18 protein-coding genes and 2 tRNA genes are annotated in these 22,751 nt (G+C 60.4%); 9 read left to right on the top strand and 11 right to left on the bottom strand.

Annotation, left to right across the window (positions count from 1 at the left end; genetic code table 11):
* Positions 1–46 precede the first annotated feature (46 nt).
* The 8 genes from nrfD to G5137_RS11720 all read right to left on the bottom strand — a co-directional run bounded on the left by nrfD (position 47) and on the right by G5137_RS11720 (position 9,379).
* The gene (gene nrfD, locus G5137_RS11755) at positions 47–1,000 is read right to left on the bottom strand and encodes a cytochrome c nitrite reductase subunit NrfD (RefSeq protein ID WP_421255416.1); all 954 of its coding nucleotides are present in this window, start codon (positions 998–1,000) and stop codon (positions 47–49) included.
* 87 nt (positions 1,001–1,087) lie between these two features.
* Positions 1,088–1,780, bottom strand: coding sequence for a cytochrome c nitrite reductase Fe-S protein (gene nrfC, locus G5137_RS11750; RefSeq protein WP_421255415.1), 693 nt, complete (start codon positions 1,778–1,780; stop codon positions 1,088–1,090).
* A complete protein-coding gene (nrfB, locus tag G5137_RS11745; RefSeq protein ID WP_139459307.1) occupies positions 1,777–2,376 on the bottom strand; it encodes a cytochrome c nitrite reductase pentaheme subunit in 600 nt (199 codons plus the stop codon). Before nrfB ends, nrfC begins: the two co-directional genes overlap by 4 nt.
* A 53-nt stretch (positions 2,377–2,429) precedes the next feature.
* Positions 2,430–3,875, bottom strand: a complete 1,446-nt coding sequence (nrfA, locus tag G5137_RS11740; protein ID WP_421255414.1) for an ammonia-forming nitrite reductase cytochrome c552 subunit — start codon at positions 3,873–3,875, stop codon at positions 2,430–2,432.
* Between the two features lie 623 nt (positions 3,876–4,498).
* The gene (gene glpC, locus G5137_RS11735; protein WP_158111129.1) at positions 4,499–5,701 is read right to left on the bottom strand and encodes an anaerobic glycerol-3-phosphate dehydrogenase subunit GlpC; all 1,203 of its coding nucleotides are present in this window, start codon (positions 5,699–5,701) and stop codon (positions 4,499–4,501) included.
* A gap of 51 nt (positions 5,702–5,752) precedes the next feature.
* Positions 5,753–7,018 carry a glycerol-3-phosphate dehydrogenase subunit GlpB gene (gene glpB, locus G5137_RS11730; protein WP_421255413.1) on the bottom strand — a complete coding sequence of 422 codons (1,266 nt, stop codon included), beginning with the start codon at positions 7,016–7,018 and terminating at the stop codon, positions 5,753–5,755.
* Positions 7,008–8,681, bottom strand: coding sequence for an anaerobic glycerol-3-phosphate dehydrogenase subunit A (gene glpA / locus G5137_RS11725; protein ID WP_150389008.1), 1,674 nt, complete (start codon positions 8,679–8,681; stop codon positions 7,008–7,010). The genes glpB and glpA overlap by 11 nt, the downstream gene beginning before the upstream one ends.
* Positions 8,682–8,923: 242 nt before the next feature.
* Entirely contained in the window at positions 8,924–9,379 is a 456-nt protein-coding gene (locus tag G5137_RS11720) for a YchJ family protein (RefSeq protein ID WP_337072867.1), read from the bottom strand.
* Positions 9,380–9,502: 123 nt separating this feature from the next.
* Here G5137_RS11720 and G5137_RS11715 point away from each other — a divergent pair, with 123 nt between their 5' ends.
* The 4 genes from G5137_RS11715 (at position 9,503) to G5137_RS11700 (ending at position 14,420) form a co-directional block, all read left to right on the top strand.
* Positions 9,503–11,170 (top strand): methyl-accepting chemotaxis protein, encoded by a 1,668-nt coding sequence (locus G5137_RS11715; protein ID WP_421173108.1) that lies wholly within the window; start codon positions 9,503–9,505, stop codon positions 11,168–11,170.
* Positions 11,171–11,300: 130 nt separating this feature from the next.
* Entirely contained in the window at positions 11,301–12,512 is a 1,212-nt protein-coding gene (locus G5137_RS11710; RefSeq protein ID WP_164536668.1) for an ROK family transcriptional regulator, read from the top strand.
* Between the two features lie 174 nt (positions 12,513–12,686).
* Positions 12,687–13,442: a tRNA-uridine aminocarboxypropyltransferase gene (locus G5137_RS11705; protein ID WP_421255412.1), complete on the top strand. Its 756-nt coding sequence runs from the start codon at positions 12,687–12,689 to the stop codon at positions 13,440–13,442.
* A 201-nt stretch (positions 13,443–13,643) separates the two neighbouring features.
* Positions 13,644–14,420, top strand: a complete 777-nt coding sequence (locus tag G5137_RS11700; protein ID WP_005333472.1) for a TSUP family transporter — start codon at positions 13,644–13,646, stop codon at positions 14,418–14,420.
* Positions 14,421–14,496: 76 nt separating this feature from the next.
* Here G5137_RS11700 and G5137_RS11695 read toward each other — a convergent pair whose 3' ends face one another.
* Positions 14,497–15,363 carry a LysR family transcriptional regulator gene (locus G5137_RS11695; protein WP_103251180.1) on the bottom strand — a complete coding sequence of 289 codons (867 nt, stop codon included), beginning with the start codon at positions 15,361–15,363 and terminating at the stop codon, positions 14,497–14,499.
* A gap of 69 nt (positions 15,364–15,432) precedes the next feature.
* Positions 15,433–16,350, bottom strand: coding sequence for a DMT family transporter (locus tag G5137_RS11690; protein ID WP_421255411.1), 918 nt, complete (start codon positions 16,348–16,350; stop codon positions 15,433–15,435).
* Positions 16,351–16,518: 168 nt separating this feature from the next.
* Between G5137_RS11690 and G5137_RS11685 the strand changes: the two genes are divergently transcribed.
* The 3 genes from G5137_RS11685 (at position 16,519) to G5137_RS11675 (ending at position 20,185) form a co-directional block, all read left to right on the top strand.
* Positions 16,519–17,397: a helix-turn-helix domain-containing protein gene (locus G5137_RS11685; RefSeq protein ID WP_421255410.1), complete on the top strand. Its 879-nt coding sequence runs from the start codon at positions 16,519–16,521 to the stop codon at positions 17,395–17,397.
* Positions 17,398–17,659: 262 nt separating this feature from the next.
* A complete protein-coding gene (locus G5137_RS11680) occupies positions 17,660–19,297 on the top strand; it encodes an ATP-dependent endonuclease (RefSeq protein ID WP_216953487.1) in 1,638 nt (545 codons plus the stop codon).
* Between the two features lie 168 nt (positions 19,298–19,465).
* Positions 19,466–20,185, top strand: coding sequence for a hypothetical protein (locus G5137_RS11675; protein ID WP_151285685.1), 720 nt, complete (start codon positions 19,466–19,468; stop codon positions 20,183–20,185).
* Positions 20,186–20,252: 67 nt separating this feature from the next.
* Here G5137_RS11675 and glgX read toward each other — a convergent pair whose 3' ends face one another.
* Positions 20,253–22,316, bottom strand: coding sequence for a glycogen debranching protein GlgX (gene glgX / locus G5137_RS11670; RefSeq protein WP_421255409.1), 2,064 nt, complete (start codon positions 22,314–22,316; stop codon positions 20,253–20,255).
* Between the two features lie 196 nt (positions 22,317–22,512).
* Between glgX and G5137_RS11665 the strand changes: the two genes are divergently transcribed.
* Positions 22,513–22,589, top strand: a tRNA-Met gene (locus G5137_RS11665).
* An 87-nt stretch (positions 22,590–22,676) separates the two neighbouring features.
* A tRNA-Met gene (locus G5137_RS11660) sits at positions 22,677–22,750 on the top strand.
* The last annotated feature ends 1 nt before the right edge of the window (position 22,751 follow it).

Raw genomic sequence — 22,751 nt, 5'->3', positions numbered from 1 at the left:
GCCAGCGCCAGTCACCCGAAGGTGGCTGGCGCTGGTGATCATACCGTTATACGACTGTCATTTGACCGGCATAGAGCACGAAGTAGCGGAGCAGCAGGATCCCCACCAGGGTCAGGCTGCAGACCAGCACCAGATGGCCGTTTCGCACCCGCAGGGGCGCCGGGGTCAGCAGAGCCAGCAGCTGGGGCAGCAGCATGCCGATGCCCACCACCCCGAGCCAGAACACCTGAGCCCAGAAACCGCTGCCGATGGCCGCCCACATGGCAGCCTCTTTCTGGCCGCCACCGAAGTAGAGGCCGGTAAAGAAGCAGACCAGCAGCAGCACCTCCACCGCCAGCACCGGCCGCTCGAAACGATGCACAAAGCTCACCCCCTGGCTGTGATGGTTCTCCTTGAAGATTGTCACCGCCAGCAAGATGGTGGAGGCGATGCCGGAGCTGATGCCCGAGACCAGAAACAACACCGGCAACACAGGGTTGTTCAAAAGCGGATAAGTCTTGAGCGCCGAGAGCAGAAAGCCGGTGTAGGCCCCCAGCAGCACGGCGAGCAGCAACAACAGCGGGGCCAGCAGCCGCTCGATGCGGGCAAGCCAGCCAATCAGCCCATCCACAAAAGCGAACTTCTCTTGCAGCAGGTGACGACGCAAGGTCTCAATCTCGGCGCGAAACACCACCGCCAGCCAGACGAACAGCACCGCCATATAGAGCTGAAACAGCATGACCCCCATCGCCATCACGGAGTCGAACTGGTAGTGGAACATCAGCTTCCAGAAGGTCCAGGGGCGGGCCAGATGGAAGATAAGGATCAGCAGCCCCAATATCACGCTCGCTGGCGCCAGAATGGCGGTCGCCTTGATGATGCCGCTCTCGCTGCCGGCCCCCTTGCGGCGCAGCAGCACCGAAAGGGTGGTGGCCCCGGCGGAGATGCCGAGCAGAAAGAGATAGATGGCGATGGGCCAGTCCCACACCAGTGAAGGGAAGTGAAATGCGTCATGCAACATGATCCATTCCTCCTTCTGTTACTGCGGTAGATGGCGATCGGACAAATTCCCAGACAAGGGAAGGGAAGTGAAACGCCTCTTGCATCGTCATGACTTTATCTCCCCTTTGGGCACGCGGTACATCTTGGGCGAGGTGCCGAGCGCCTGCTTGTAGCGATAGGTGGTCTCCTTCACCAGCCGTTGGGCGATGGGGCTGTCCGGGTCATCCAGATTGCCGAACACCAGCGCCTTGGTGGGGCAGGATTCCACGCAGGCCGGCTCCTTGCCCGCCGTCAGGTTGGTCTTGCGGCAAAAGTCGCATTTGTCCGCCACTCGGGTGACCGGGTTGATAAAGCGCACCTGATAGGGGCAGGCGGCGAGGCAATACATGCAGCCGACGCAGAGATCCGCGTCGACATCGACGATGCCATCCTCCTTGCGAATATGGGAGGCGCCGGTGGGGCAGACGTGCACGCAGGGGGCGTTGTCGCAGTGCTGGCAGGACTTGCGAAAGAAGCGGTACTCGGCGTCGGGAAATTCACCGATTGGGCCTGAACGGATGATCTCGAGGCGCGAGACGCCTTCCGGCACTTTGTTCACTTCCCGGCAGGCATCCATGCAGGCGGTGCAGCCGATGCAGGCCGTCTCATCGTGGAGCATGCCATAGCGGATCCCGTCGATGGTCTGGCTGTGGGCGAGGGGGGGGGCAAGGGAGCGGGTGTTGGCACTAGCAGTCCCCGTCATCATGATAAGGGCCCCTGCGCCCATGCCCGCCATAAAGTCACGGCGAGAGCAGCTCATGATGCCTCCTTGCCGGTAGCCGGTTTGGACTGCTCCTGCCGTGCCTTGCTGGCCTCATGCTGCTTGCTGTGGCAGTCGACGCAGAGCTTGATGCGGGATTTTTCCGGGATCCCCACCATGGGCTCCTTGGCCGGATGCAACTGGTGGCAGCTGGTGCAGGTGAGCTTGGTCGCGTGCACGTCGTGGGCCCAGAGCGCCTCGCGCAGCTCTTTAGGCTCGTGGCAGCTCATGCAGACTCCATTCTGCTCGCTGATGGGATAAAGCTTGATGCTCTCTTTATCCTTCAGGCTGTGGCTGAAGCGCATCACATCCTTGACCCCTTCCCGGTGCTGGGGGGAGGGCTGGCCGTGGCAGTTGGTGCAGGTCACCGGCTTGAGGTTGTTGGGATTGGTCGCCTGACCATGCTTGCCGTGCATCCCTTCGCTCTGCTCCTTGTGACAGTCGGTGCAGGCTTTGTCGGGATTGCGTAAAAATTCCACCTCATGTGTAGCTGGAACAGGGGCTGCTGCCGGCTCGGCCGCCTGACCCTGCAGGCTGGTGAGCAGCATGGCTGCCATCAGCATCAGTCGTAAGAAATCCATCGTTAAATCACCCATAGGAAGCCTCCATCCGCTGCGGGCCCGACTTGGCACCGGGCCCGCAGGCGCCGTTACTGTGCCAGCCGTCCGGCTGCTTTGGCCTCGGCATCCCAGGCGGGGACCGTGGTCTTGAGGAATTGGGCCTTGTCGCTGTTGAACTGCTTCATATCCATGCCAAGGGCGGCTTGCGCTTTCTCCTTGGTGGAGATGTCGGGGATGGCGATCTCGTGGCTGATCCCCTTGCTGGCCAACAGGCGCGCCAGCTTGGTGCGGGCGTCAGCGGCTTTATCCAGCGCGCTGCCAAGTACCTTGAGGGCCACTTCGGGGGCGTGCATCTGCACCCCGTGGGATGCGATGGCGTAGTCCCAGCGCCACTGGGCGTGACGGATGTCCTGCAGAATATCCTTCATCTCAGCCTCGGTGGCGCCGGCATCCCAGGCCGCCTTGGCTTCAAAGTGGGCGTGTACCAGCTGCTTCTCGACCTTCAGCTTGGTTTCGATTACCGCCTCTTTGCGCTGCTTGACGATCCCCTGCAGCATCTCCTTGCTCTGGGTATGACAGTTGCGGCAGGTCTGCTCGAAACGATCGAAGGGGTTCCCCACTTTGTGATCCGTGTAGACCTTGCCCTGCTCGTTCTGCACCTTGGGCATGTGGCAATCGACACAGGCGACGTAGTTCTGGCCGTGAATGCCGGCGCGCCAGGTTTCGTACTCGGGGTGCTGGGCTTTCAGCATGGGGGTTTTGGAGAGGGCATGGGTCCAGTCGGCAAAGCCGATTTCATCGTAATAGGCCTCCATCTGCTCCACAGTGGTGCCCTTGTCCCAGGGGAATTTGACCGCCTTGGTGGGGCCGCTGAAGTAATACTCCACGTGGCACTGGCCGCACACCTGGGACTGCTGATCAAAGCGCCCCTGCTCCTTGAACGGCTTGCCGATGGCGGTCATGGCCCGATCGGCATAGGGACGGGAGAGGTGCAGGGCCGGTTTACCCTCCTTGAACTCCTTCGAGGCGGTGTCGTGGCAGTCGGCGCAGCCGATGGTGTTGACTACTTCCGGCCCACCCTTGGCCCACATCCCTTTGAAGTAGCCATCCTCACCCTGCTCGTCGATGACGCGGGCCACATCCGGGCCTTTGCAGCTCCAGCAGGCCATCGGCAGCGGACCATCTTCGGCGGTCTTGGGGGCGCCGGTGCGCAGGGTTTCCCGCACGTCGGTCAGGGCATAGAAGTGACCGCGTGGCTTGTTGTAATCCTTGGCGAAGGGGTAACCGCCCCACAGCACCACCATGTTGGGATCTTCCGCCAGCGCATCGGTGCGTTCCTTGCTTTCGCTGGTGGCTTGCCAGCTGGTGAACTGATCGGCGTGATCCTTGGCGAACAGCTCGCTGCGCGCCTCGATCTTGCCTTTGGGTTGCGTGTCATCGGCTGCCTGTGCCCAGCCGCTGGTGCCAAGGCTGGTAGTCAGCAGCAGGGCGGCGAGGCCCAGCTTGATCTGTCTGTTGCGTGAACTCACGATCATCACTCCCTAATCGATCTCATTGCCAGACCTGACAGTTCCATCCTGGATGTGGGCATTGGTTCGCCCCCGCCAAGCAGGAGCAGGCAGGCCGCTTCATTGTTATTAGTGAATAAAACCCATGTTTTTATGCGATTGCTCGAGTTGGATATTACCAAATGGGTAAAAAGAATGATGATTTATCAGAGGGGGGCTTGCGCTAGATCAATTACCGAGAGCACCAACAGACAGAAATGAGATCCCGGTTAAATTATTAAGAAAGTCAGAATATTGGAAGTGTAATGAGTCTCTGTGGCGGGACGGAGCGACACCTGAGGTATGCCTGTGTTATTTGGCAAGGCATGCAGGGTTATCTGTCATATCAATTATCTATTTATGGGTATAAAAATAATAAATGAATAAATATTCTTTTTTGAGAGGGCTGTCGGTTACAGTCTGTACGGGCCGGGCGTTCCGCCGATGGGCGAGATGGTCGGCAACATCAATGAGAGAAGCCGGCAATGCCGGCTCCTCTCAGGTCTTATCGTGATCAGATACTGTTTGGGTTGCAGCCCCAAAGGCATGGTGGTGAACCAACGAATACCCCGGCTTCGGGGTTTACACCAGCGGATATGGTCACGCTCATCTTATGCCAGAGCCTGGGCCAGCAGATGAATGGGATGCTCGCAGCGGAAGCTGGTGCTCATCTCGATCTGCCATTTGCAGGTCTCGCAATCGGTGATCACCAGATCGGGGGAGAGGCGGTTGATCTGATCAAACAGCCCCTCGCCGATGGTCTGGCTGGTCTGGTAGTTCTCCGACTTGAAGCCGTAGGTGCCGGCGATACCGCAGCACTGGGACTCCAGTACCGTCACCTTGACCCCGGGAATGGCGCGCAGCAATTCGAGGGTGTAGATGACGCCCCCCATTTTTTCCATGTGGCAGGGGGTGTGGTAGGCGATGTGCAGATTGAGCGGCTTCATCGCCGGTTTGTTGCCCTTGTAGAACTCGTTCCACAGGAAGCGGGTCACCAGCGAGATGCGATCCCGCACCTTATGGTTGTCCTGCTCCAGCAGGTGGGGATATTCATCGCGCAGGGTAAAGCCGCAGGTGGAGGAGGTAGCCAGCAGTGGCATCTCGTTACCCAGCAGGGAGTTCTCCATCTGCTTGATGTTGAAGGCCGCCTGTTGCTTGGCCTTGTCCATGAAGCCGTTGGCAATCAGCGGCACGCCGCAGCACTTCTCTCGCTCCAGCAGCTGCACACCGATGTTCATGGCGTTGAGCACCTGCACCAGCTCCTTGCCAAGCTGCGGGTGGTTGTAGTTGACATAGCAGCCGTGGAAGTAGGCGATCTGCCGCGCAAAGCGGGACTGAGATTCTTTTTGCTTCTTGTACCAGCCGCGGAAGGTGCCCTGGGAGTATTTGGGCAGGTCGCGGTGGGAGGAGACCCCCAGCGCCTTGTCCAGCACCAGCTTCATCGGCTTGAGGCCGGTGGTGAAGTTGACCACCGGGGCCATCAGGGTAGACATGCTGCCCATCAGATCGGTGTGAGAGAGCACGAACTCGCGGATCCCCGGTTTGAAACCGCTGTACTGGTGTTTGGCCTTGGCGATGATGTCGCCGATGCGCACCCCGCTCGGGCAGGCTACTTCGCAGCGTTTGCAGTTGGTGCAGTGCTTGAGGGCGCTGTCAAACAGCTCGGGGCTCTTGATGCGCAGCCGCTCGCCATCCGGGCCCGCCTGTTTCGGGCCGGGGTAGGCGGGGTTGGCCTTGGCCACCGGGCAGTAGGCGGTACAGACGGTGCATTTGATGCACTGATCGAAAGTTTGGTTGGCGTGATCCAGTAGCATGTCAGTTCTCCTCCCGGCGATGATGAAGACACGGGATATGGGACGTAGTAATCATTGGGCCGCGCCCAGAATATGGCCGGCAGCCTGCCAGCCGGTGGCAACGGCAACGCCGGAGCCGGAACCTTCACGAATTGGGTCGTAATGGGCCAAGACACTGCCCGCGCCATAGAGGTTGGTGAGCGGCTTGCCGCCACGCAGCACTTTGAGTTTGTCGTCGGTCTTGACCCCGAAGCCCATGAAAGGGTGGTGGTCGAACAGCCGACGACCGGCCCAGGCATCACGTTCCTCCAGACTCAACACATCGGCATCGAAGATGGGTTCGCGAATGCCACGCAGACGGGATTCCAGCCCACGGCTGAAGAAGCTGCCGGAGGCAAGCACGAAGTTGTCCGCTTCAAACAGCTGATCATCGCCATTCTGGGTATGTACGCCGACCACCCGGTCACCGTCGTAACGGGCGCCCAGCACCCGCTCGCTGGTGAGGAAGGTGCCACCAAGGGCCATAAAGCGGCGCTTGAGCGCCTCCTGCATCCGCATCCCGATCAGTGATGGCGGCATGGTGGCCACCTCCTTGATGGTGCAGCCGGTACGCTGCTCCAGCTCCGTCAGACGCGGGCCTACCAGCCCCAGCGAAAGACAGGCGGGCAGCACGATATGGCGGCAACCGGGTACACCGCTCTCCTGCACCATGCGGCTGATCTCGCGGGCCAGATCGGCCACCAGATGGTGCTTGTCACACAGGCGCGCGATATCGGCTGAGCGAAACTCGTGGGGATTGCGGCTGAATTCCGCCAGCTGGGGCGGGCGGATTTCGCCGGTCAGAATGCGGCAGTGGGCAAAACGCGGATGGGTCGCCAGATTGGCGGCAGCCAGTGCCGGATGAAAGTCGCGAAAGCCCTCGAGGGTGGCCAGCAGTAGCACGTCCGGGATCGGTGCATCGGTGACACAGGCGCAGGTATCGGGGGAGAGCCAGGTGCGCTTGAGGGTACCGATGGGGGTCAGACGCTGGTGATTGGTCTCGTGGCGAACCAGCGGCAATCCCTGTTCGGCGCAGTGGCGCTGCAGATCGGCCAGACTTGCCTCGATATTTTGCATTCCGACTTTGCTGTAGGGGTGATCCGGATGGGCAGCCATAAAGGCGGGCAGGGCGGCGCGGGGATCTCCCTCGCTTTCGAGCAGATCGACCGAGCCGGAGGAGAAGTGCAGGGCACTCTGGCCGGAGGCCATCAGCAGGGTCTTCTGGCCCGCCTCTACCAGCCGCAGGGCGGCCGAGAGTCCCGCCATGCCACCGCCGATAACGATATTGTCAAACTTCATGACGGCTCTCCTTGTGAGTGGTCTCGCTGGTTGGGTCGCGTGGGGTATCGGCGACCAGCTGTGGCGCCGTCCATTCCCCCAGGCCAAACAGCCCTTCGTAGATCCAGTAGGTGAACTCGGCCTCGCGCAGGGCATCGCCCCACAGAACGGGGCGGGTTCCCTTGTAACGCTCCTCAAGGAACTGGCGCAGCATGACGCAGGCCTGACGGCCATCGGCCTTGCCGTACTCCTGCATCAGACCGGCGGCGCGGTAGGCGCAGAGCTCGCCCTGACAGGGGCCCATGCCCAGACGGGTGCGGCGGCGCAGATCGATGAGGTTGTCCACATCCAGCTCGCGCAGGGCGTATTCGATTTCACCTGCGGTGACCATTTCGCACTCGCAGATCAGGGCGTTGGCCTTGGGATTGTCACGGAAGAAGGCGATGACCCGCTCGCCGTGGCGGTATTGGGCGGAGCCTTCGACCGGCACCGAGAGACCGGGGGCGGAGACCTTCTCCGGATCCCGCGAGCCGGGCAGGCTCAGTTCGGCTGTCTGGCAGGGCTTGCTGTTGCCGAGTTTCTTGGCCAGCAGATCGGTGGCCCACTCCGCCATCAGGCGGTAGGTCATCAGCTTGCCGCCGGTGATGGTGTTGAAGCCCTTGAGGCCATCGCGCTCGGCGTGATCCAGCAGCACGATACCGCGGCTGATGTTGCGGCCGGTGTCGTCACCGTCCACCGCCACCAGCGGGCGCACCCCGGCGTAGGCGCGCAGCAGACGGGTGCGCGCCATGATGGGGGCGAGCTTGATCCCCTCGCGCAGCAGCACTTCGACCTCTTCGGGTTCGACGGTGAGCTGGTCAATCTTGTTGTAATCGATGCGACTGGAGGTGGTACCGATGAGGGAGATGGTATCGCCCGGCACCAGAATGTCCGCATCCGCCGGTTTGCGGGCGCGGTTGAGCACCAGCTGGTTGATGCGGTAATCCATGATGAGCAGGGAGCCCTTGGCCGGGAACATGCGGATGCCGAGATCGGCGTATTCGCAAATTTGCTGGCCCCAGATGCCAGCGGCGTTGATCACCTCCTGACACTCCACCTCGAACGCTTCGCCGGTGCGGGTGTTGATGGCCTTGACCCCGTGCACCCGATCTTGCGTGCGCAAGAGTCCCAGTACCTTGCTGTGGGTGAAAATGCGTGCGCCATGCTCTTTGGCGTCCAGCACGTTGGCTGCGGCGAGGCGGAACGGGTCGACCGTACCGTCCGGTACATGGATGGCGCCGATCATCGCCGGGTTGGCGTTGGGCTCCATGCGCAGGGCTTCACCGGGATCGAGCTGGCGGGTTTCGATACCGGCCAGGGCGCAGGCATCCATAAAGGTGGTTTGGAAATTGATGTCATCTTCCGGCAGGGTGAGGAAGAGGCCGCCCGTGTCCTCGACACAGTGGCTGGCAATCCGCTTGAGGATGCGGTTTTCCTGGATGCATTCGCGGGCGGACTCCTGATCCGTCACCGCGTAGCGGGCACCGGAGTGGAGCAGGCCGTGGTTGCGGCCGGTGGTGCCGGCGGCGATATCATCGCGCTCGAGCAGGATGCAGTCGATGCCGCGCAGTGCGCAATCGCGCATGATACCGGCCCCTGTGGCACCGCCGCCTATGATGACGACTTGTGTAGTTATTCTTTTCATTGTTGCCCGTCTCATCTCTTCCAGATGAGGCCAGTGTGGCCTACTTCTGAGTGGAAATGTTTGATATGGGCCAAATTTGCGCTCGCAAACGCTCATTTGCTCGCGCGTTAATGAGCATTATGTGACATTTGTCACGCTTGTTATCGCATCGGTTTGTGGGCTGCTGGCGAATAACAGACACAAAAAAGGGGCATCGGATGCCCCTTGTCACTGTTTGACGAGTCTGGTGGGTGTGTTATGGGTCAGCCGCAGCACTTCTTGTGTTTTTTTCCGCTGCCACAGGGGCAGGGATCGTTGCGTCCCGCCTTGAGGGGCGCCGGATCCTGCTCTCCCTCGGTGTAGACCCAGCGCCCCTGATAACGCACGAAGCGGGAGCGCTCATGGAGGCAGTGGCGCTCATCCCCCTCCAGAAACCAGGCTTTGAACTCCACCATTCCGGTTTCATCCTCCGGGCCGCCCTGGCTGGCGATGATCTCGAGACCGTCCCAGCGGGTGTCGATGCGAGAGAGCTCTTTGGCGGTGAGGCCGCCAAGGTGGGCCGGGTGCCAGCTATAGACCAGATACTCCCCCAGACCAAGCACAAAAGCACTGTAGCGCGAGCGCATCAGCTGCTCCGGGGTGTCAGCCACCGCGCCACTGTGACGTAAGCCACAGCACAATTCGAGTGAAAGGGTTGAGCCGCAAGGACAAAGATTCATGATTTTCAGGTTCTGGCCGATTTGTTTAAGGGAATTGTAACGAAAGCTGGGCTCGCCCTGCCAGCACCTATACTGATGGGTAAGCAAGGAATTCCAATAAAAACAGCTGCAAGGATGTGAAAGATGACGCTAAAACAGAAAATCCTGTTATTGGGTGCAGTACCCGTGCTGCTGATGGCCCTGGTGGTCAATCTCAGTAACTACATGGTCTCCAAGAGCGACCTGGAGTCTGAGCTGGTGGTGGCGAGGGAGAATGCCATCAAGGAGCGTAAAGCGCTGCTCAGCAGTTACATCATGATGGCCAAAACCGCCGTCGATGCCGTTTATGCACAGCCGGATTCTCCGGAAAATCGTCAGAAGGTCAAAGAGCTGCTCAGGCCGTTGCGTTACGGCAGCGATGGCTATTTCTTTGTCTATGACTTCGAGGGCAACACTATATTGCTGCCTACCCGTGCCGAGCTGGAGGGAAAAAATCGCTGGAACGACAAGGATGCCAAGGGCAAGTTGCTGATCCAGGACATTATCAAGGTGGCCCGTCAGGGGGATGGCTTTGCCGAGTACTGGACGGCCAAACCTTCCATTGGTCGTGATGCTCCCAAGCTCGCCTACAACATTGCGCTCGACAAATACCAGTGGGTTATCGGTACCGGTTTCTATATCGATGACATCGACAACGAGCTGGCGGCCCTGCGCGCCGAGCGCGAAAGCAATATGCACGAGTCGCTGCAGAGCAGTGTGCTGGTGATCTTGCTGATCCTGGGTGTCACCCTGGCGGCGACCGTGATCGTGGGGAATCGGGTTACCAAGCCGCTGGCTGATGCCGTGCTGGCATTGAACGATATTGCCAATGGTGACGGGGATCTCACCCAGCGCCTCAAGGTGCAGAGCGACGATGAGATTGGCCAGCTGGCCAGCGCCTTCAACCGCTTTGTCGAGCGGATCCAGTCGGTGGTGAGTCAGGTTGGCGAGACCAGTAACCATCTCTTCACCGCTGTTGACAAGCTGCACCATCTGAGCGAGCACTATGACCAGCAGATGCATGGCCATAGCCGGGAAACCGATCAGGTGGTGACTGCGGTGACCGAGATGAGCTCCACTGCCCAGGAGGTGGCGGCCAGTGCTTCCAATGCCGCGACGGCAACCAGCGATGCGGCCCGTGAATCGGACGCCGCCCGGGGGGTGGTGAGCGGGGCCATCAACAGTATCAACCGGCTGGTGGGGGAGGTGCATACCGCCTCCGGCGTCATCGCACAGTTGGCCCAAGAGACCGCCAAGATTGGCTCGGTGGTGGAGGTCATTCGCGGCATTGCCGAGCAGACTAACCTGTTGGCGCTGAATGCCGCTATCGAGGCGGCCCGTGCCGGTGAGCAGGGTCGCGGCTTTGCGGTGGTGGCGGATGAAGTGCGTTCGCTGGCCGGTCGTACCCAACAGAGCACCAAAGAGATCAATGAGATGCTCCAGCGCTTGCAAGGGGGGGTGAAGCAGGCGGTGGATGTGATGCAGGCGAGCGAGGATCGCAGTCAGGAGACGGTGCAGGAGGCAAGCCATATTGCCAGCTCCCTCGACAGCATGGTGATGGCGGTCAGTACCATCAACGATATGAATATCCAGATCGCTACCGCCGCCGAAGAGCAGCATGCGGTGTCGGAGGAGATCAACAAGAACCTGGTAGCGATCCAGCAGATCGTCAGCGAGCTGACCGACGCAGCCATGGAGTCCAACAGCACCACCCGCGATCTGGCCAATACCGGTGACAAATTGCGCAAACTGGTCTCCCAGTTCCGTTATTGAGCCCGACCATCTCGGTGATATTGACTCAACAATGCGGTCTGAACCTCGGTTCAGACCGCGCTTTATTTGGGGATCGAGCAATAATGTGTGAAAATCGGTGGCCCCAGTTTCAGCCCTTAATCCATACCCTATGAATGAGATCGTGAAAGGCAGTATCGATTTGATCCGTCAGCTCAACTATGGCCTGGTCTATGCCAGTCTGGAGGAGCACAAGGAGCTGTCGCGCACCGATCTCTCCCGCCTGACCGGCCTCTCGCCTGCCAGCATCACCAAGATCACTCGTGAACTGCTCGATGGTGGTCTGGTGGTGACCTGTGGCGAAAGTTCGGTGGGGCGCGGTCGTCGTCAGACCCTGCTGCGCATCAACGAGCGCCGCTTCCAGTTTCTCTCCATGCGTCTTGGTCGTGGTTACGTGGATATGGCGCTGTTCGACTTTTCAGGCCGCTCCCTGGCCCGCCATCGCCACCTCTTTACCGAGCTTGAGCGTAACGACCTGCTGGGCAGCTTAGTACATGCGATCCAGGGGTTCTTGCCGAGAAAGTCCCTCAATCTGGCCTGTATCGCTCTCTGTCTACCCGGACAGGTAGAGCGTCACTCCGGTATGGTCAAACATTTCCCCTTCTATGATCTGCGCAACTGGCCGCTTGGGCCGACCTTGCAGGAGGTGTTCTCGGTACCTGTGCTGGTGAGTGGTGATGTGCGCACCTGGATCCAGGCAGAGCGGGAGTGGGGGGCCGCCAAAAATTGCGCCGATGCGGTGCTGGTGTTTGTCCACAACGACATCGGGGTTGGCATGGTGGTCAATGGCCAGCTCATCGAGAGCGAGAATGCGCTGCTCGGGGATCTCAGCCACCTGCAGCTCGAGCCCTATGGCCAGCGCTGCTACTGCGGCGGCTTTGGTTGTGCCTGCACCCTAGTGACCAATCAGGCGCTGGAGGCGCAATACCGGGATCTGCGCGAACGGATGCAGGAGCACGACTTGCCCGAGAGCGTCACCATCCGCGAGCTGTGCGAGCTGGCGCTGGCGGGCAACGGCCTCTGTCAGGATATTCTCCATCAGGCGGCGGGCCGCCTCTCCAAGGTACTCTCCAATCTCATCTGCCTGCTTAATCCGGGCAAGCTGCTGCTGGGGGGCGAGATCACCCGTGCCGATCGGCTGCTGTTCCCCATGCTGCACCAGTCGCTGGCCAGCCAGTTGCCCGCCGAATATCTGGTTCGGCTGCAGATTGAATCCACCCACTTCTACGAAGATCCCACCAAGCCCACCTCGGTGCAGGTGCACAAGGCGCTGCGCGATGGCAGCCTGTTGCTGGAGCTGCTGCGCAGCTGTCAGGAGTCGTAAGACAAGAGGAGTTGGCGCAGTGTCTGGCGAAAAGGGCAGGGATTGCTGTTCCGCCAGCGCGTAACTCGGTACAATCTTGCGCTTTTCCGGCAGTCCCCCTGTTATCGCGCCCTGTGGCGCCGTGACATGTTGGCACCGCTGCCGTTCCTGTTTTGACTCCAGTTGTGAACCTAGATGAAGCCTGTTCCTGATCACGCCGTCAACCGCCTGCGGGCCTGGCGCAAGAGTATCTCTACCCGACCGTTTCTTGCCCGTGGCGGCACTCTGGCCCGCTGTCCGGCCTGTCAGCTGCGCGAGGATTGGTGTGCCTGCGAGTGGCGCCCCGAACTCAAAGCAGAGGCAGGTTTCTGCCTGCTGATGTATGACAGTGAGCCGATGAAACCCTCCAACACCGGTCGCCTCATTGCCGATGTGTTGCCGGACACTACCTGGGCGTTTCTCTGGTCACGTACCCAGCCCCATCCCGAGCTGCTGGCCCTGCTGGCCGATCCAGCCTGGCAGCCCTATGTGGTCTTTCCCGCTTGCGAGAAGGAGCCTGCCCGCCTGACCGGCGAGGTGACGCTGACACCGGGTAAAAAACCGCTCTTTATCCTGCTCGATGGCACCTGGCCGGAGGCGCGCAAGATGTTCAACAAGAGCCCCTATCTCGACGGATTTCCGGTGCTGGCCATCAAGCCCGATGCGCTCTCGACCTATGGGATGCGGGTGGCCAACTGCGACGAGCACCTCTGCACCGCCGAAGTGGCGGCCTGCGTGCTGGAAGTGGCGGGGGAGCTCAAGGCGGGGCAGGCATTGCAGCACTGGTTCAATCTGTTCAGCAGACGCTACATGGCCGGTCGGGTCAGCCGTTTCCCCGGTGCCGATGAGGATCATCTATGTGAGGCGCTGGCGGCCATCAAGGAAGCGGAAGTCCCGTCACCCGCGCTGTAACGGGCCCTCTGAGGGTTGGGGCAGGGGCGTGGCCGCTCAAATTAATGAAAATCAGGAATCAATTGGCTGCCACTGTTTCGTTAGATTCATGGTCAGTGGCCCGCTAGGATAGCGGACAGCCTGTGCTCCCCGCACAACGTCGTTTTGGTGTTCTCCGGTTGCCCAACCCCTTAGGGCAACCCACTCTCGTGAGGTCTATGGATGGAATTGGAACTGGTTACCCTGTTTGCCCTGTTCGGTGTAGCGCTTGTCGCCGGCTTTATCGATGCCATCGCCGGTGGCGGCGGTCTGCTGACGGTGCCAGCGTTGCTCGCCACCGGCATGCCGCCCGCGCTGGTGCTCGGCACCAACAAGCTGCAGAGCAGTTTTGGCTCCTTCTCCGCCACCTGGTTCTATGCCCGCAAGGGGCTGCTGGAGTGGGCCATGATCTGGCCTGCGGTGATCTGCACTTTTATCGGTGCGGCTATCGGCACGCTGGCGGTGCAGACCATAGACGCCGCCATTCTCGAGCGCCTGCTCCCTTTTCTGCTGATGGCCTTTGCCTGCTACTTCTACTTCTCGCCGCGGGTAAGCGATGCCGAGAGCTCCCGCCGTCTGACTCCCATGCTGTTTGCGCTGCTGGTGGGGGGCGGTGTCGGCTTTTATGACGGCTTCTTCGGGCCGGGCACAGGTTCGTTTTTTGCCATTGGTTTCGTGGCGCTGGCGGGCTTTGGCATGGCGCGCGCCACCGCCCATACCAAGCTGCTCAACTTCACCTCGAATATCGCCTCCCTGCTGTTCTTTGCGCTCGGTGGCAAGGTGGTGTGGAGTGTGGGTTTTTGCATGGCGCTGGGGCAGTTTATCGGCGCCCGCTTTGGCTCCAAGATGGTGCTGAAAAAAGGGGTGAAGCTGATCAAGCCGCTGCTGGTGACCGTCTCCTTGCTGATGTCTGCCAAGCTGGTCTGGAGCCAGTATCCGGAGCTGTTTGCCTGGATCTGATGTGCGCCTTGCTTGCCGCATCGCAATTGTTAACGGGGCCCAAGGGCCCCGTTGTCACATCTGGTGTTTTACAGCGCTAGCTCGGCGTGTCGCTGCGGTGGCTAAAGTGTTGGTGCAGGGTGCTCACCAGCTGGGCAATGCGCTCGCGCTTTAGGCTGTTTGGTCGGTAGACCAGATGGAGGGGGCGGCCCAGCCCGGGCAGTGGGCGCGCCATCTCCCCCTGCTCTCCCACCAGCCCCAGCAGGCCAGCGGGGAGCAGCACAGGGCCAATGCCTGCCTTGGCGAGTTCGATGAGCGCCAGATAGGAGTCGAGCTCCATGGTGGGCTCCAATCCCATATCTGCCAGCGGTTCGCGCAGGTAGCGGTTGGAGGGGTTCTCCAGATCCATGGTGAGGATCTTGCGCCTGCTTTCTGCGCTGGCTGGCGGCAGGCTCTGCTGCGCCTCGCCAACCAGATAGAAGGGCTCTTCCAGTAGCAGATCGGCGCCGAGGCCATGGCCGGGTGGGAGCCGACCGGCGCAGATGCCGAGCAGGGCATCACCGCTGCGCACCCGCGCCAGAATGACCGGCGTGTGGTGGGTAGAGAGGGCAAGGTGGGGATCGTGCTCCAGATAGTCGCGCATAAAGTGGGCGAGATAACCCGCCAGCAGGGTTTCGGAGCAGGCGATGGGGAGAGGACTCTGATCCGCCAGATCCTGACTATCGGCAAGCACCCCTTTCATTTCGGCCAGACTCGGGGCCACTCGCTCAAGCAGCTCCTTGGCCTGCGGGGTGAGGCGGATCTGGCGCCCCTCCGGCTCGATCAGCTTCTTGCCGAGGCGCTGCTCCAGCTGGGCAATCCGCTTGCTCACCGCCGACTGGCTGATATAGAGGCGACTGGCCACCTTGGCCATGGTTCCTTCACTTGCCAGTAGGCTCAGCGTCTCCAGCCCTTCCAGTAACATCTCGCCCCCTTGTTTATCGCCATCAGGATCGTCACAGATTGATCAGCGCTACCTTAGGGGCTGACTGGCTCAGGAGCAAGGGTCGTTTGCTGCCTTGGCCGGTCGAATGCGCCATTCGCTCAAGGGCGGCGCGAAGATCACCAGATTGCCGATGAGGCTCATCACCACTCCGGCCACCGAGACCGGCTGCCAGACAAAGCCTTCATAGAAGGTGGAGAGGGTAAGCGCCACCAATGGAAAGAGCACGGTGGCGTAGGAGGCCTTGCTGGCACCGATGCGCCCCACCAGCGTCAGATAGGCGGTAAAGGCGATCACCGAGCCAAACAGGGCGAGGTAGACCATGGCCACCAGATAGTGGCCATCGGTCGGCACCACCAGCTGTTGGCCTAGCAATATGACCCAGCCCAGCAACAGCACCACGCCGTAAACCATGCCCCAGGGCACCAGTTGCAGTACGTGGTAGCCATGGCGTTGGCCCCGTGCCGAGACCAGATTGCCCAGCGAAAAGCAGAGGGTGCCGCCGCAGGCGAGCAGCAGCCCCTTCCAGCCGTTTGCACCCAGTTGCGCATCCGCCAGCACCGGCCAGAACAGCAGCAGGGTGCCAAAGAGCCCCAGCAAGGAGCCTTGCAGCCAGCGCAGGGTGGGGCGCTTGTTCTCGAACAGCCAGAGGTTGAGGCCGTTGAAGATGCTGGCACTGGCAAAGATCACCGCCGACATGCCGCTCGGGATATAGCGGGTACCGTGGTAGAAGCAGAGAAAGTTGGTGGAAAAGAGCAGGGCACCGAGCAGTGCGGCGTAACGCTGGCCATGCCAGGGGAGGCGTGGAAAGCGGCCGCTGGCGGTGAGCAGGGCAAACAGTGCCACCGCGGCCAGCAGGAAACGATAGAGCACCGACACCTCGATGGGGATGGGGCCAAGTTGCCAGGCGATGGCAATCCAGGTGCTGCCCCAGATAAGCACGGTGGCAAGATAGAGCATCAGGTTCATCACAGTTCCGGTGAGTCAAGGAGAGATGACCCACTATGGGGCGAGCCCTGATGGCTGGATTGCACCATCTTGCGGTTTTTCATCTCCCTGCGCTGTCATCTGCGGGCGCGGTCGGTAAGATGGATGGCAGCGGCATAACATGTACACCAGAACAGTTGGCAGGGGCGAATGAAAACAGCAGGGGTATTTGATGCACTGGTCAGCACCGGCGCCCAGCTGGAGGACGCCTGCTGGCTCGAACCCGGGCTCGGGGTGGCCAGTTGGCGCAACTGCTATGACCAGACCCGCTATCACAAGCCGGGCCACCACACCCTGAGCGTCTATCTGCAAGGAGGCGAGCAGACCGAGCGACTCGATGGGCCGGGTGGCCACGGTGGCACCGGCAAGGTGTGCATCATGCCGGATCACCACAGATCCGAGTGGCTGGTGCGCGAAGAGTTTCGCTTCTTTCATCTCTACTTCACCCCGGCTCACCTCACCCGTATCGCCGAGGAGGCGTGTGACAAGGAGGGGCGCCACCTGCAACTGGTGGACAAGACCTTTATCGACGATCCGCAGGCAGCTTCGCTGGTGCAGCGCCAGTTGATGCAGCTTCAGTGGCAGCAAGGGGTCGATCGGTTGGCACTCTCCCACGGCGCCTGGATGTTGATCCTCCACGCCTATCGCCACCACACCGAGGAGGCTCCCGGTCTGCCGCCTCTGCGCGGCGGGCTGGCGCCCGTGGTGATCAAGCGGGTGCAGGAGTATCTGCAGGCCCATCTGGCCGATTCGGTCACGCTGGCAGAGCTGGCCCAGCAGGCGGGGCTGAGCGAGTATCACTTTGCCCGCATGTTCGGCCAGAGTCTCGGCTGCCCGCCCCACCGTTACCTGCTGGGGCTGCGGCTCAAACGGGCCAAGCAGCTGTTGACTGGCCCCGAGCCGCTGGCCAGCATCGCCAGTCAGTGTGGCTTCTCTTCGCAGGCCCATTTCGGTAATCGTTTTCGCGAGGCGTTTGGTTTGACGCCGGGGCAGTGGCGGGCGCAATTGTCATCTTCCCGTCACAGATAAGCCTGAGACTTTGGGCAAAAGAGGTGTACTCTCTACCACTTATCCATTGAAAGGAATGCCCATTGAATTATCGCAAACGTCAAATCCGTACCCGTCACCTTTGGTTCAGCCACTGGAATGCCCCGCAAGATCGCACCGCTGTCGTCACCCCTCCCGAACCTGCAGTGCCTCACAGTTCACGTTGAAAAAGCCCGGCTGCCGATAGGATTTTCCAGTTAACTTTGCCACTATTGCTCAATCTGAGTGACGTGGACATTGCAGGATGTTTCTGGAACGTATTGAAGTAAAAGGTTTTCGCGGTATAAATCGTCTTTCGCTCGGGTTGGATCACACCACAGTGCTGATTGGCGAGAATACCTGGGGCAAGTCGAGCCTGTTGCGCGCGCTCTGGTGTCTGCTGGGGCAAAATGCCGAGCCCTATCAGTTCACCGCCGATGATTTTCACCAACCGGAAGATCCCGAGCTGGCCCCTTCGCGTCATCTGCAACTGGTGCTCACCTTCAGTGAGCACAGGCCACAAATGTGCCAGCATTCTCGCCGTCTGGCTCGTCTTGGCGCCTCCTGGGTGCTGCACAAGGACAAGTTTCATCGCATCCACTATCGTGCCAGTGCCGAGCTGCAAGCTGATGGCTCTGTGCTCACCATTCACGACTTTCTCGACGGGGTGGGCAAGAGCCTGCCTATTGCCAATACTAACGAACTGGTTAGCCTGCTGATCACCATGAACCCGGTGTTCCGGCTGCGGGACGCTCGCAGTGCCCGCAACGGGGTGGAAACCCTGCAGTGGGGAGATCTCTCGGAGCACAGACTCAGTGAACTGGCCGACAAGCTGATCGATGAGCCCCAGCGCATCGGGGAGCCGGAGTTGAAGGAGGCGCTGCAAGCAGTGCGCCAGCTGATGGATCACTATTTCAACGCTCTGGCCCCCATCAAGAACAAACCGCGCAGCCAGCGTGACATCATCAATCGTCCCATGACGTTGCGCAATCCTGGCAACCTGCACACCCTGCTGCGCCATGCCGATAACCGCACCCTGCAACTGGCGATGGCCGGGATGGCGGCGACCCTGCTGCAGGCGCGAGGCAATCGCGAGCTGGAGGAGGGGGCCCGTCCCATCATGATCCTGGAGGATCCTGAGAGCCGGCTGCACCCGACCATGCTGGCGCTGGCGTGGGGGCTGCTGGAACAACTGCCGGGCCAGAAGCTGCTCACCACCAACTCGGGAGATCTGCTCTCTTCCCTGCCGCTCAATCAGGTGCGACGACTGGTGCGCCGTCAGCAGGATATCCTCTGTCACCAGCTGGGGGGCGAGCGTTACAGCAGCGACGATCTGCGCAAGATCGCCTTCCACGTGCGGATCAACCGCCCCATGTCGCTGTTTGCCCGTTGCTGGCTGCTGGTGGAGGGGGAGACCGAGATCTGGCTGCTCTCCGAGCTGGCCCAGATCTGTGGTTACAGTTTGCGGGCCGAAGGGGTGCGGATTATCGAGTTTGCCCAGTGCGGCCAGTCACCGCTGATCAAGGTGGCGCGGGATTTTGGTATCGAGTGGCACCTGTTGACCGATGGCGACGAGGCGGGGCTCAAGTATGCTGCTTCGGCCCGGGGCCAACTCAAAGGGGAGCGGGAACGGGATCGGTTGACTCAGTTGCCAGCCTCTGACATTGAACATTACCTCTATCACAATGGTTTTGAAGCCGTGTTCCGGCGGGAAGCAGGGGTGGGCGGACGAGCCATGTGGAGTGCCAGTCATATCATCAATAAGGCGATTCATCACCGCAGCAAGCCGGGGATGGCACTGGCGGTGGTGGAAGAAGCCGAGCGGCTTGGTGCCGAGCATATTCCTCCCGTGCTGCGTCAGATGTTTGCGCGGGTAGTGGCACTGGCTCGCGGTCAGGTGTGAAGTCGGTGTGATAATGGGCCTGTCGGCTGCATCATGACCTTCGGGGCATCTGCTCATTTTTTGCCGGTCTGTTTGTCGTGATTGGGGATAGCCGCAGGTTTGGGTATACTCGCCCACTCTTCTCTGGCGCCCCGGTGGCGCTCCCGAATTCTTGCTGCTGGAGGCGTCATGTTCGTCCAACTCCCACTTTGGCTCTTTCCCCTTACCGGCTTGATGGCACTTGGTGCCCTCATTGCCCTCGGTATCGTGTTATGGCGCGGTGATATCTGCCCCGGCCAGCGCTCACGCATCACTCAGCAGCTCTTCTCCATCTGGGTCATTACCGCGCTCTCCTTGATGCTGGCGGTAGAGGCCAAGGCGGCCAGTTGGCTGATCTGGAGTGGTGGTGCCGCACTGGTGCTCGGGGTCGGCTTGTCGCTGGCCCAGTCACGGCTGGAGGGCAAGCGTGCAGTCCCCTCAACGCTGCTCTGGCTACCGGCGTTGCCACTCGCTGTTTATGGCTTCGGGCTGCTGCAGCTGCAGGGCTGGGTGAGCGGTTTATTGCAGATGGTGATGCTGGGAGCGGCCTTTGCTCACCTGATGCTGTTGCGAGCCCGTCACCGCCTCAAGGCGTTTAATACTCTTCTGCCGCTGGCTGCGCTGGCGGGCGCCATGGCCAGCCTTATCTGGCTGGCCGTGCTGGTGGGCTGGCAAGGGGCTGAAGCCAATCTCGATGATCTGATCCCGGCGGTGGTGACACAGGCTGCCTTGTTGGTGGCTTCCCTGCTGCTCTGGTTCAGCCCGCTCTACTTGCAGCGTGATACCGCGCCTGTGGTGGTTTCCACTTCCCTGTGTGGCCTGCTGATCGCCCAGATTGCCGCTACCAGCGTGCTGTACCAGCTGATCTGACACTGACACTGAAAAGAGCAAGCCCCGAGCCAAGGCCCGGGGCTTTTTCATATCTGACTCTCGAGAATCAATAGAAGTCATCGGCCCCGCAGATAAACAGGCAACTGCTGCGTGGCTGGGCCAGATACTCTCTGGTCAACCCTTCCAGTGGCATGCCGAAAGTGCAGATATCTTGCGGTGAGGGGAGGGCGGTATCGAGGATCCGCCGCCAGTAGCCGCCAACTCCCTTGGGCGGGCTGGGCAGGTTAAAGGTGAGGGGCTCCCAGTAGGCGTTAAACAGTACGTAAAGGGCCAGTCGGGTTTCGCTTGACAGCGCCGACATGGCGATGGCATGGGAGTGGGGACTGAAGTCTGGCTGCATGGCATTGACTCCGTGCCAGCAGATCTCGCTGTGCCGCAGGATTTCGGTGAGCGACAGTGGCATGCTCTCCTGCTCCGGGCGCTGGAACAGATGTTTGCGATATTGGATCAGCTCCTTCATGAAGCGGAACATCTCCTGGCTGCGGGGAGTTGGTTGCCAATCCATCCAGCAGGTCGCGTTGTCCTGACAGTAACCGTTGTTGTTGCCGTGCTGGGTGCGCAGCAGTTCATCCCCCATCAACAGCATCGGGGATCCCACCGATAACAGGGTTGCCACCATCATGTTCTTGGCTTGGCGCGTGCGCAGGGCATTGATCTGGGGATCGTCCGTTACCCCTTCATGGCCGTGGTTCCAGCTGAAGTTGTGATCACAGCCATCACGGTTCTGCTCGCCATTGGCCTCGTTATGCTTGTTGTTGTAGCTGGCCCAGTCCCACAGGGTAAAGCCGTCGTGGCAGGTGACGAAATTGATGCTCTTCTCGGGATCTGCATGGTGATAGTGATAGATATCGGGGCTACCGCACAACCGTTCGACAAAGGCGGTGACGCTGTTGTCATCCCCGCGCAGAAACCGGCGTACGTCGTCCCTGAACTGGCCGTTCCACTCACGCCAGCGGGCGCCGGCCAGTGATCCCACCTGATAGAGCCCCCCTGCATCCCAGGCCTCGGCGATCAGCTTGATATCGGCGATCTTGGGATCGGTATCTATGGTGCGCAGGGTCGGGGCATTGGCCTGTGGCTGGCCCGATTCATCCCGCGACAAAATGGCAGCCAGATCAAACCGGAAGCCATCGACGTGCATCTCCTGGCGCCAGAAGTGCAGGCTGTCCATGATCATCCGCAGTACCACCGGGTGTGCGCCGTTGAAGGTGTTGCCACAGCCCGAGTAGTTAGTGTCCTTCTGGTTGTTGTCGAGGATGTAGTAGGCCTCGTTGTCGATGCCGCGAAACGAGAAGGTGGGGCCATCATCTCCCCCCTCGGCGGTGTGGTTGTAGACCACATCCAGGATCACCTCGATATTGGCCCTGTGCAACGCCTTGACCATATCGCGAAATTCGGTCAGCGGATCATCGCCACAGGCGTACTGGGCATGGGGGGCGAAAAAGGACATGGGGCTGTATCCCCAGTAGTTGGATAGCCCCCTGGGAGCATCCTGAGGGTCGAACTGAAACACCGGCAGCAGTTCAACGGCGGTGACCCCGAGAGATTGCAGATAGGGGATCTTCTCAATCAATCCAAGATAGGTGCCCCGCAATGCAGGATCAACCCCGGAGCTCGGGGAGTTGGTAAACCCCCTCAGATGGAGTTCGTAAATCACCGAGCGGGAGAGAGAGTGAGCAGGCAGTTTGTCTCCTTCCCAGTTGTAGTGGTGGGTATCGACTACCCGATTTTTGGCGCAGCAAGCCATATTGCTGCCGGGGCGTGCAGCCGCCCATCGGTCATAGTTGGGGCCCAGTTCAATACTGCGCCCATAGGGATCGAGCAGAACCTTGTCACCATCAAAGCGGGTGCCACAATAGGGACGCCATGGTCCCTGGATACGGTAGGCGTAGCGTTGCCCGATGGGGAGTCCTTCAATATGGATATGCCAGTAGTAGGCAGTTCGGTTGAAACGGGGGGAGAGGGGAATTACCTCGGGACTATCATCTTCGGCACTGGAGAAAAGCAGCAGCTCTACCCGGCTGGCCAAGCGGGCCCAGATGGCGAAGTTGACGCCGCGGTTGTCGGGTGTCGCCCCCAACTGACGGCAGTGACCGGCGGAGATGCGCATATCATACCTACCCAAAATGAGGAGTGTTCATCTCACTGAGTGTAGTGCCTGGTATGTGGCTTTGACTCTATTGCCTGAAAAAACAGCATGATGCTGCTAATGTCCTCACTCTCTGTCTGATTAATCTACGAATAAACTTTTTTTGAGATATTTACTTGCAATCTGTGCGCTGGCGCCTATTATTGGCGACCTCAGACGCGGGGTGGAGCAGCTCGGTAGCTCGTCGGGCTCATAACCCGAAGGTCGTCGGTTCAAATCCGGCCCCCGCAACCAACTTTTCGTCAGCCTGCGATTGTGTAAACAGTCGAAAGCAAACAAACGCCATCAAGCTACTGCTCGGCTTGAGGGTGACAATTCGGACGCGGGGTGGAGCAGCTCGGTAGCTCGTCGGGCTCATAACCCGAAGGTCGTCGGTTCAAATCCGGCCCCCGCAAC

The organism is Aeromonas sp. 600282 (genome assembly GCF_049175755.1).
GTDB classification, from domain to species: Bacteria; Pseudomonadota; Gammaproteobacteria; order Enterobacterales; family Aeromonadaceae; genus Aeromonas; species Aeromonas veronii_A.
This window is presented reverse-complemented; position numbering and strand designations above follow the sequence as displayed.

Excerpts from the sequence above, each read along its gene's own strand:
- nrfD (WP_421255416.1), bottom strand. The coding sequence starts at position 1,000 with ATGTTGCATGACGCATTTCACTTCCCTTCACTGGTGTGGGACTGGCCC.
- nrfC (WP_421255415.1), bottom strand. The coding sequence starts at position 1,780 with ATGAGCTGCTCTCGCCGTGACTTTATGGCGGGCATGGGCGCAGGGGCC.
- nrfB (WP_139459307.1), bottom strand. The coding sequence starts at position 2,376 with ATGGGTGATTTAACGATGGATTTCTTACGACTGATGCTGATGGCAGCC.
- nrfA (WP_421255414.1), bottom strand. The coding sequence starts at position 3,875 with ATGATCGTGAGTTCACGCAACAGACAGATCAAGCTGGGCCTCGCCGCC.
- glpC (WP_158111129.1), bottom strand. The coding sequence starts at position 5,701 with ATGCTACTGGATCACGCCAACCAAACTTTCGATCAGTGCATCAAATGC.
- glpB (WP_421255413.1), bottom strand. The coding sequence starts at position 7,018 with ATGAAGTTTGACAATATCGTTATCGGCGGTGGCATGGCGGGACTCTCG.
- glpA (WP_150389008.1), bottom strand. The coding sequence starts at position 8,681 with ATGAAAAGAATAACTACACAAGTCGTCATCATAGGCGGCGGTGCCACA.
- G5137_RS11720 (WP_337072867.1), bottom strand. The coding sequence starts at position 9,379 with ATGAATCTTTGTCCTTGCGGCTCAACCCTTTCACTCGAATTGTGCTGT.
- G5137_RS11715 (WP_421173108.1), top strand. The coding sequence starts at position 9,503 with ATGACGCTAAAACAGAAAATCCTGTTATTGGGTGCAGTACCCGTGCTG.
- G5137_RS11710 (WP_164536668.1), top strand. The coding sequence starts at position 11,301 with ATGAATGAGATCGTGAAAGGCAGTATCGATTTGATCCGTCAGCTCAAC.
- G5137_RS11705 (WP_421255412.1), top strand. The coding sequence starts at position 12,687 with ATGAAGCCTGTTCCTGATCACGCCGTCAACCGCCTGCGGGCCTGGCGC.
- G5137_RS11700 (WP_005333472.1), top strand. The coding sequence starts at position 13,644 with ATGGAATTGGAACTGGTTACCCTGTTTGCCCTGTTCGGTGTAGCGCTT.
- G5137_RS11695 (WP_103251180.1), bottom strand. The coding sequence starts at position 15,363 with ATGTTACTGGAAGGGCTGGAGACGCTGAGCCTACTGGCAAGTGAAGGA.
- G5137_RS11690 (WP_421255411.1), bottom strand. The coding sequence starts at position 16,350 with ATGAACCTGATGCTCTATCTTGCCACCGTGCTTATCTGGGGCAGCACC.
- G5137_RS11685 (WP_421255410.1), top strand. The coding sequence starts at position 16,519 with ATGAAAACAGCAGGGGTATTTGATGCACTGGTCAGCACCGGCGCCCAG.
- G5137_RS11680 (WP_216953487.1), top strand. The coding sequence starts at position 17,660 with ATGTTTCTGGAACGTATTGAAGTAAAAGGTTTTCGCGGTATAAATCGT.
- G5137_RS11675 (WP_151285685.1), top strand. The coding sequence starts at position 19,466 with ATGTTCGTCCAACTCCCACTTTGGCTCTTTCCCCTTACCGGCTTGATG.
- glgX (WP_421255409.1), bottom strand. The coding sequence starts at position 22,316 with ATGCGCATCTCCGCCGGTCACTGCCGTCAGTTGGGGGCGACACCCGAC.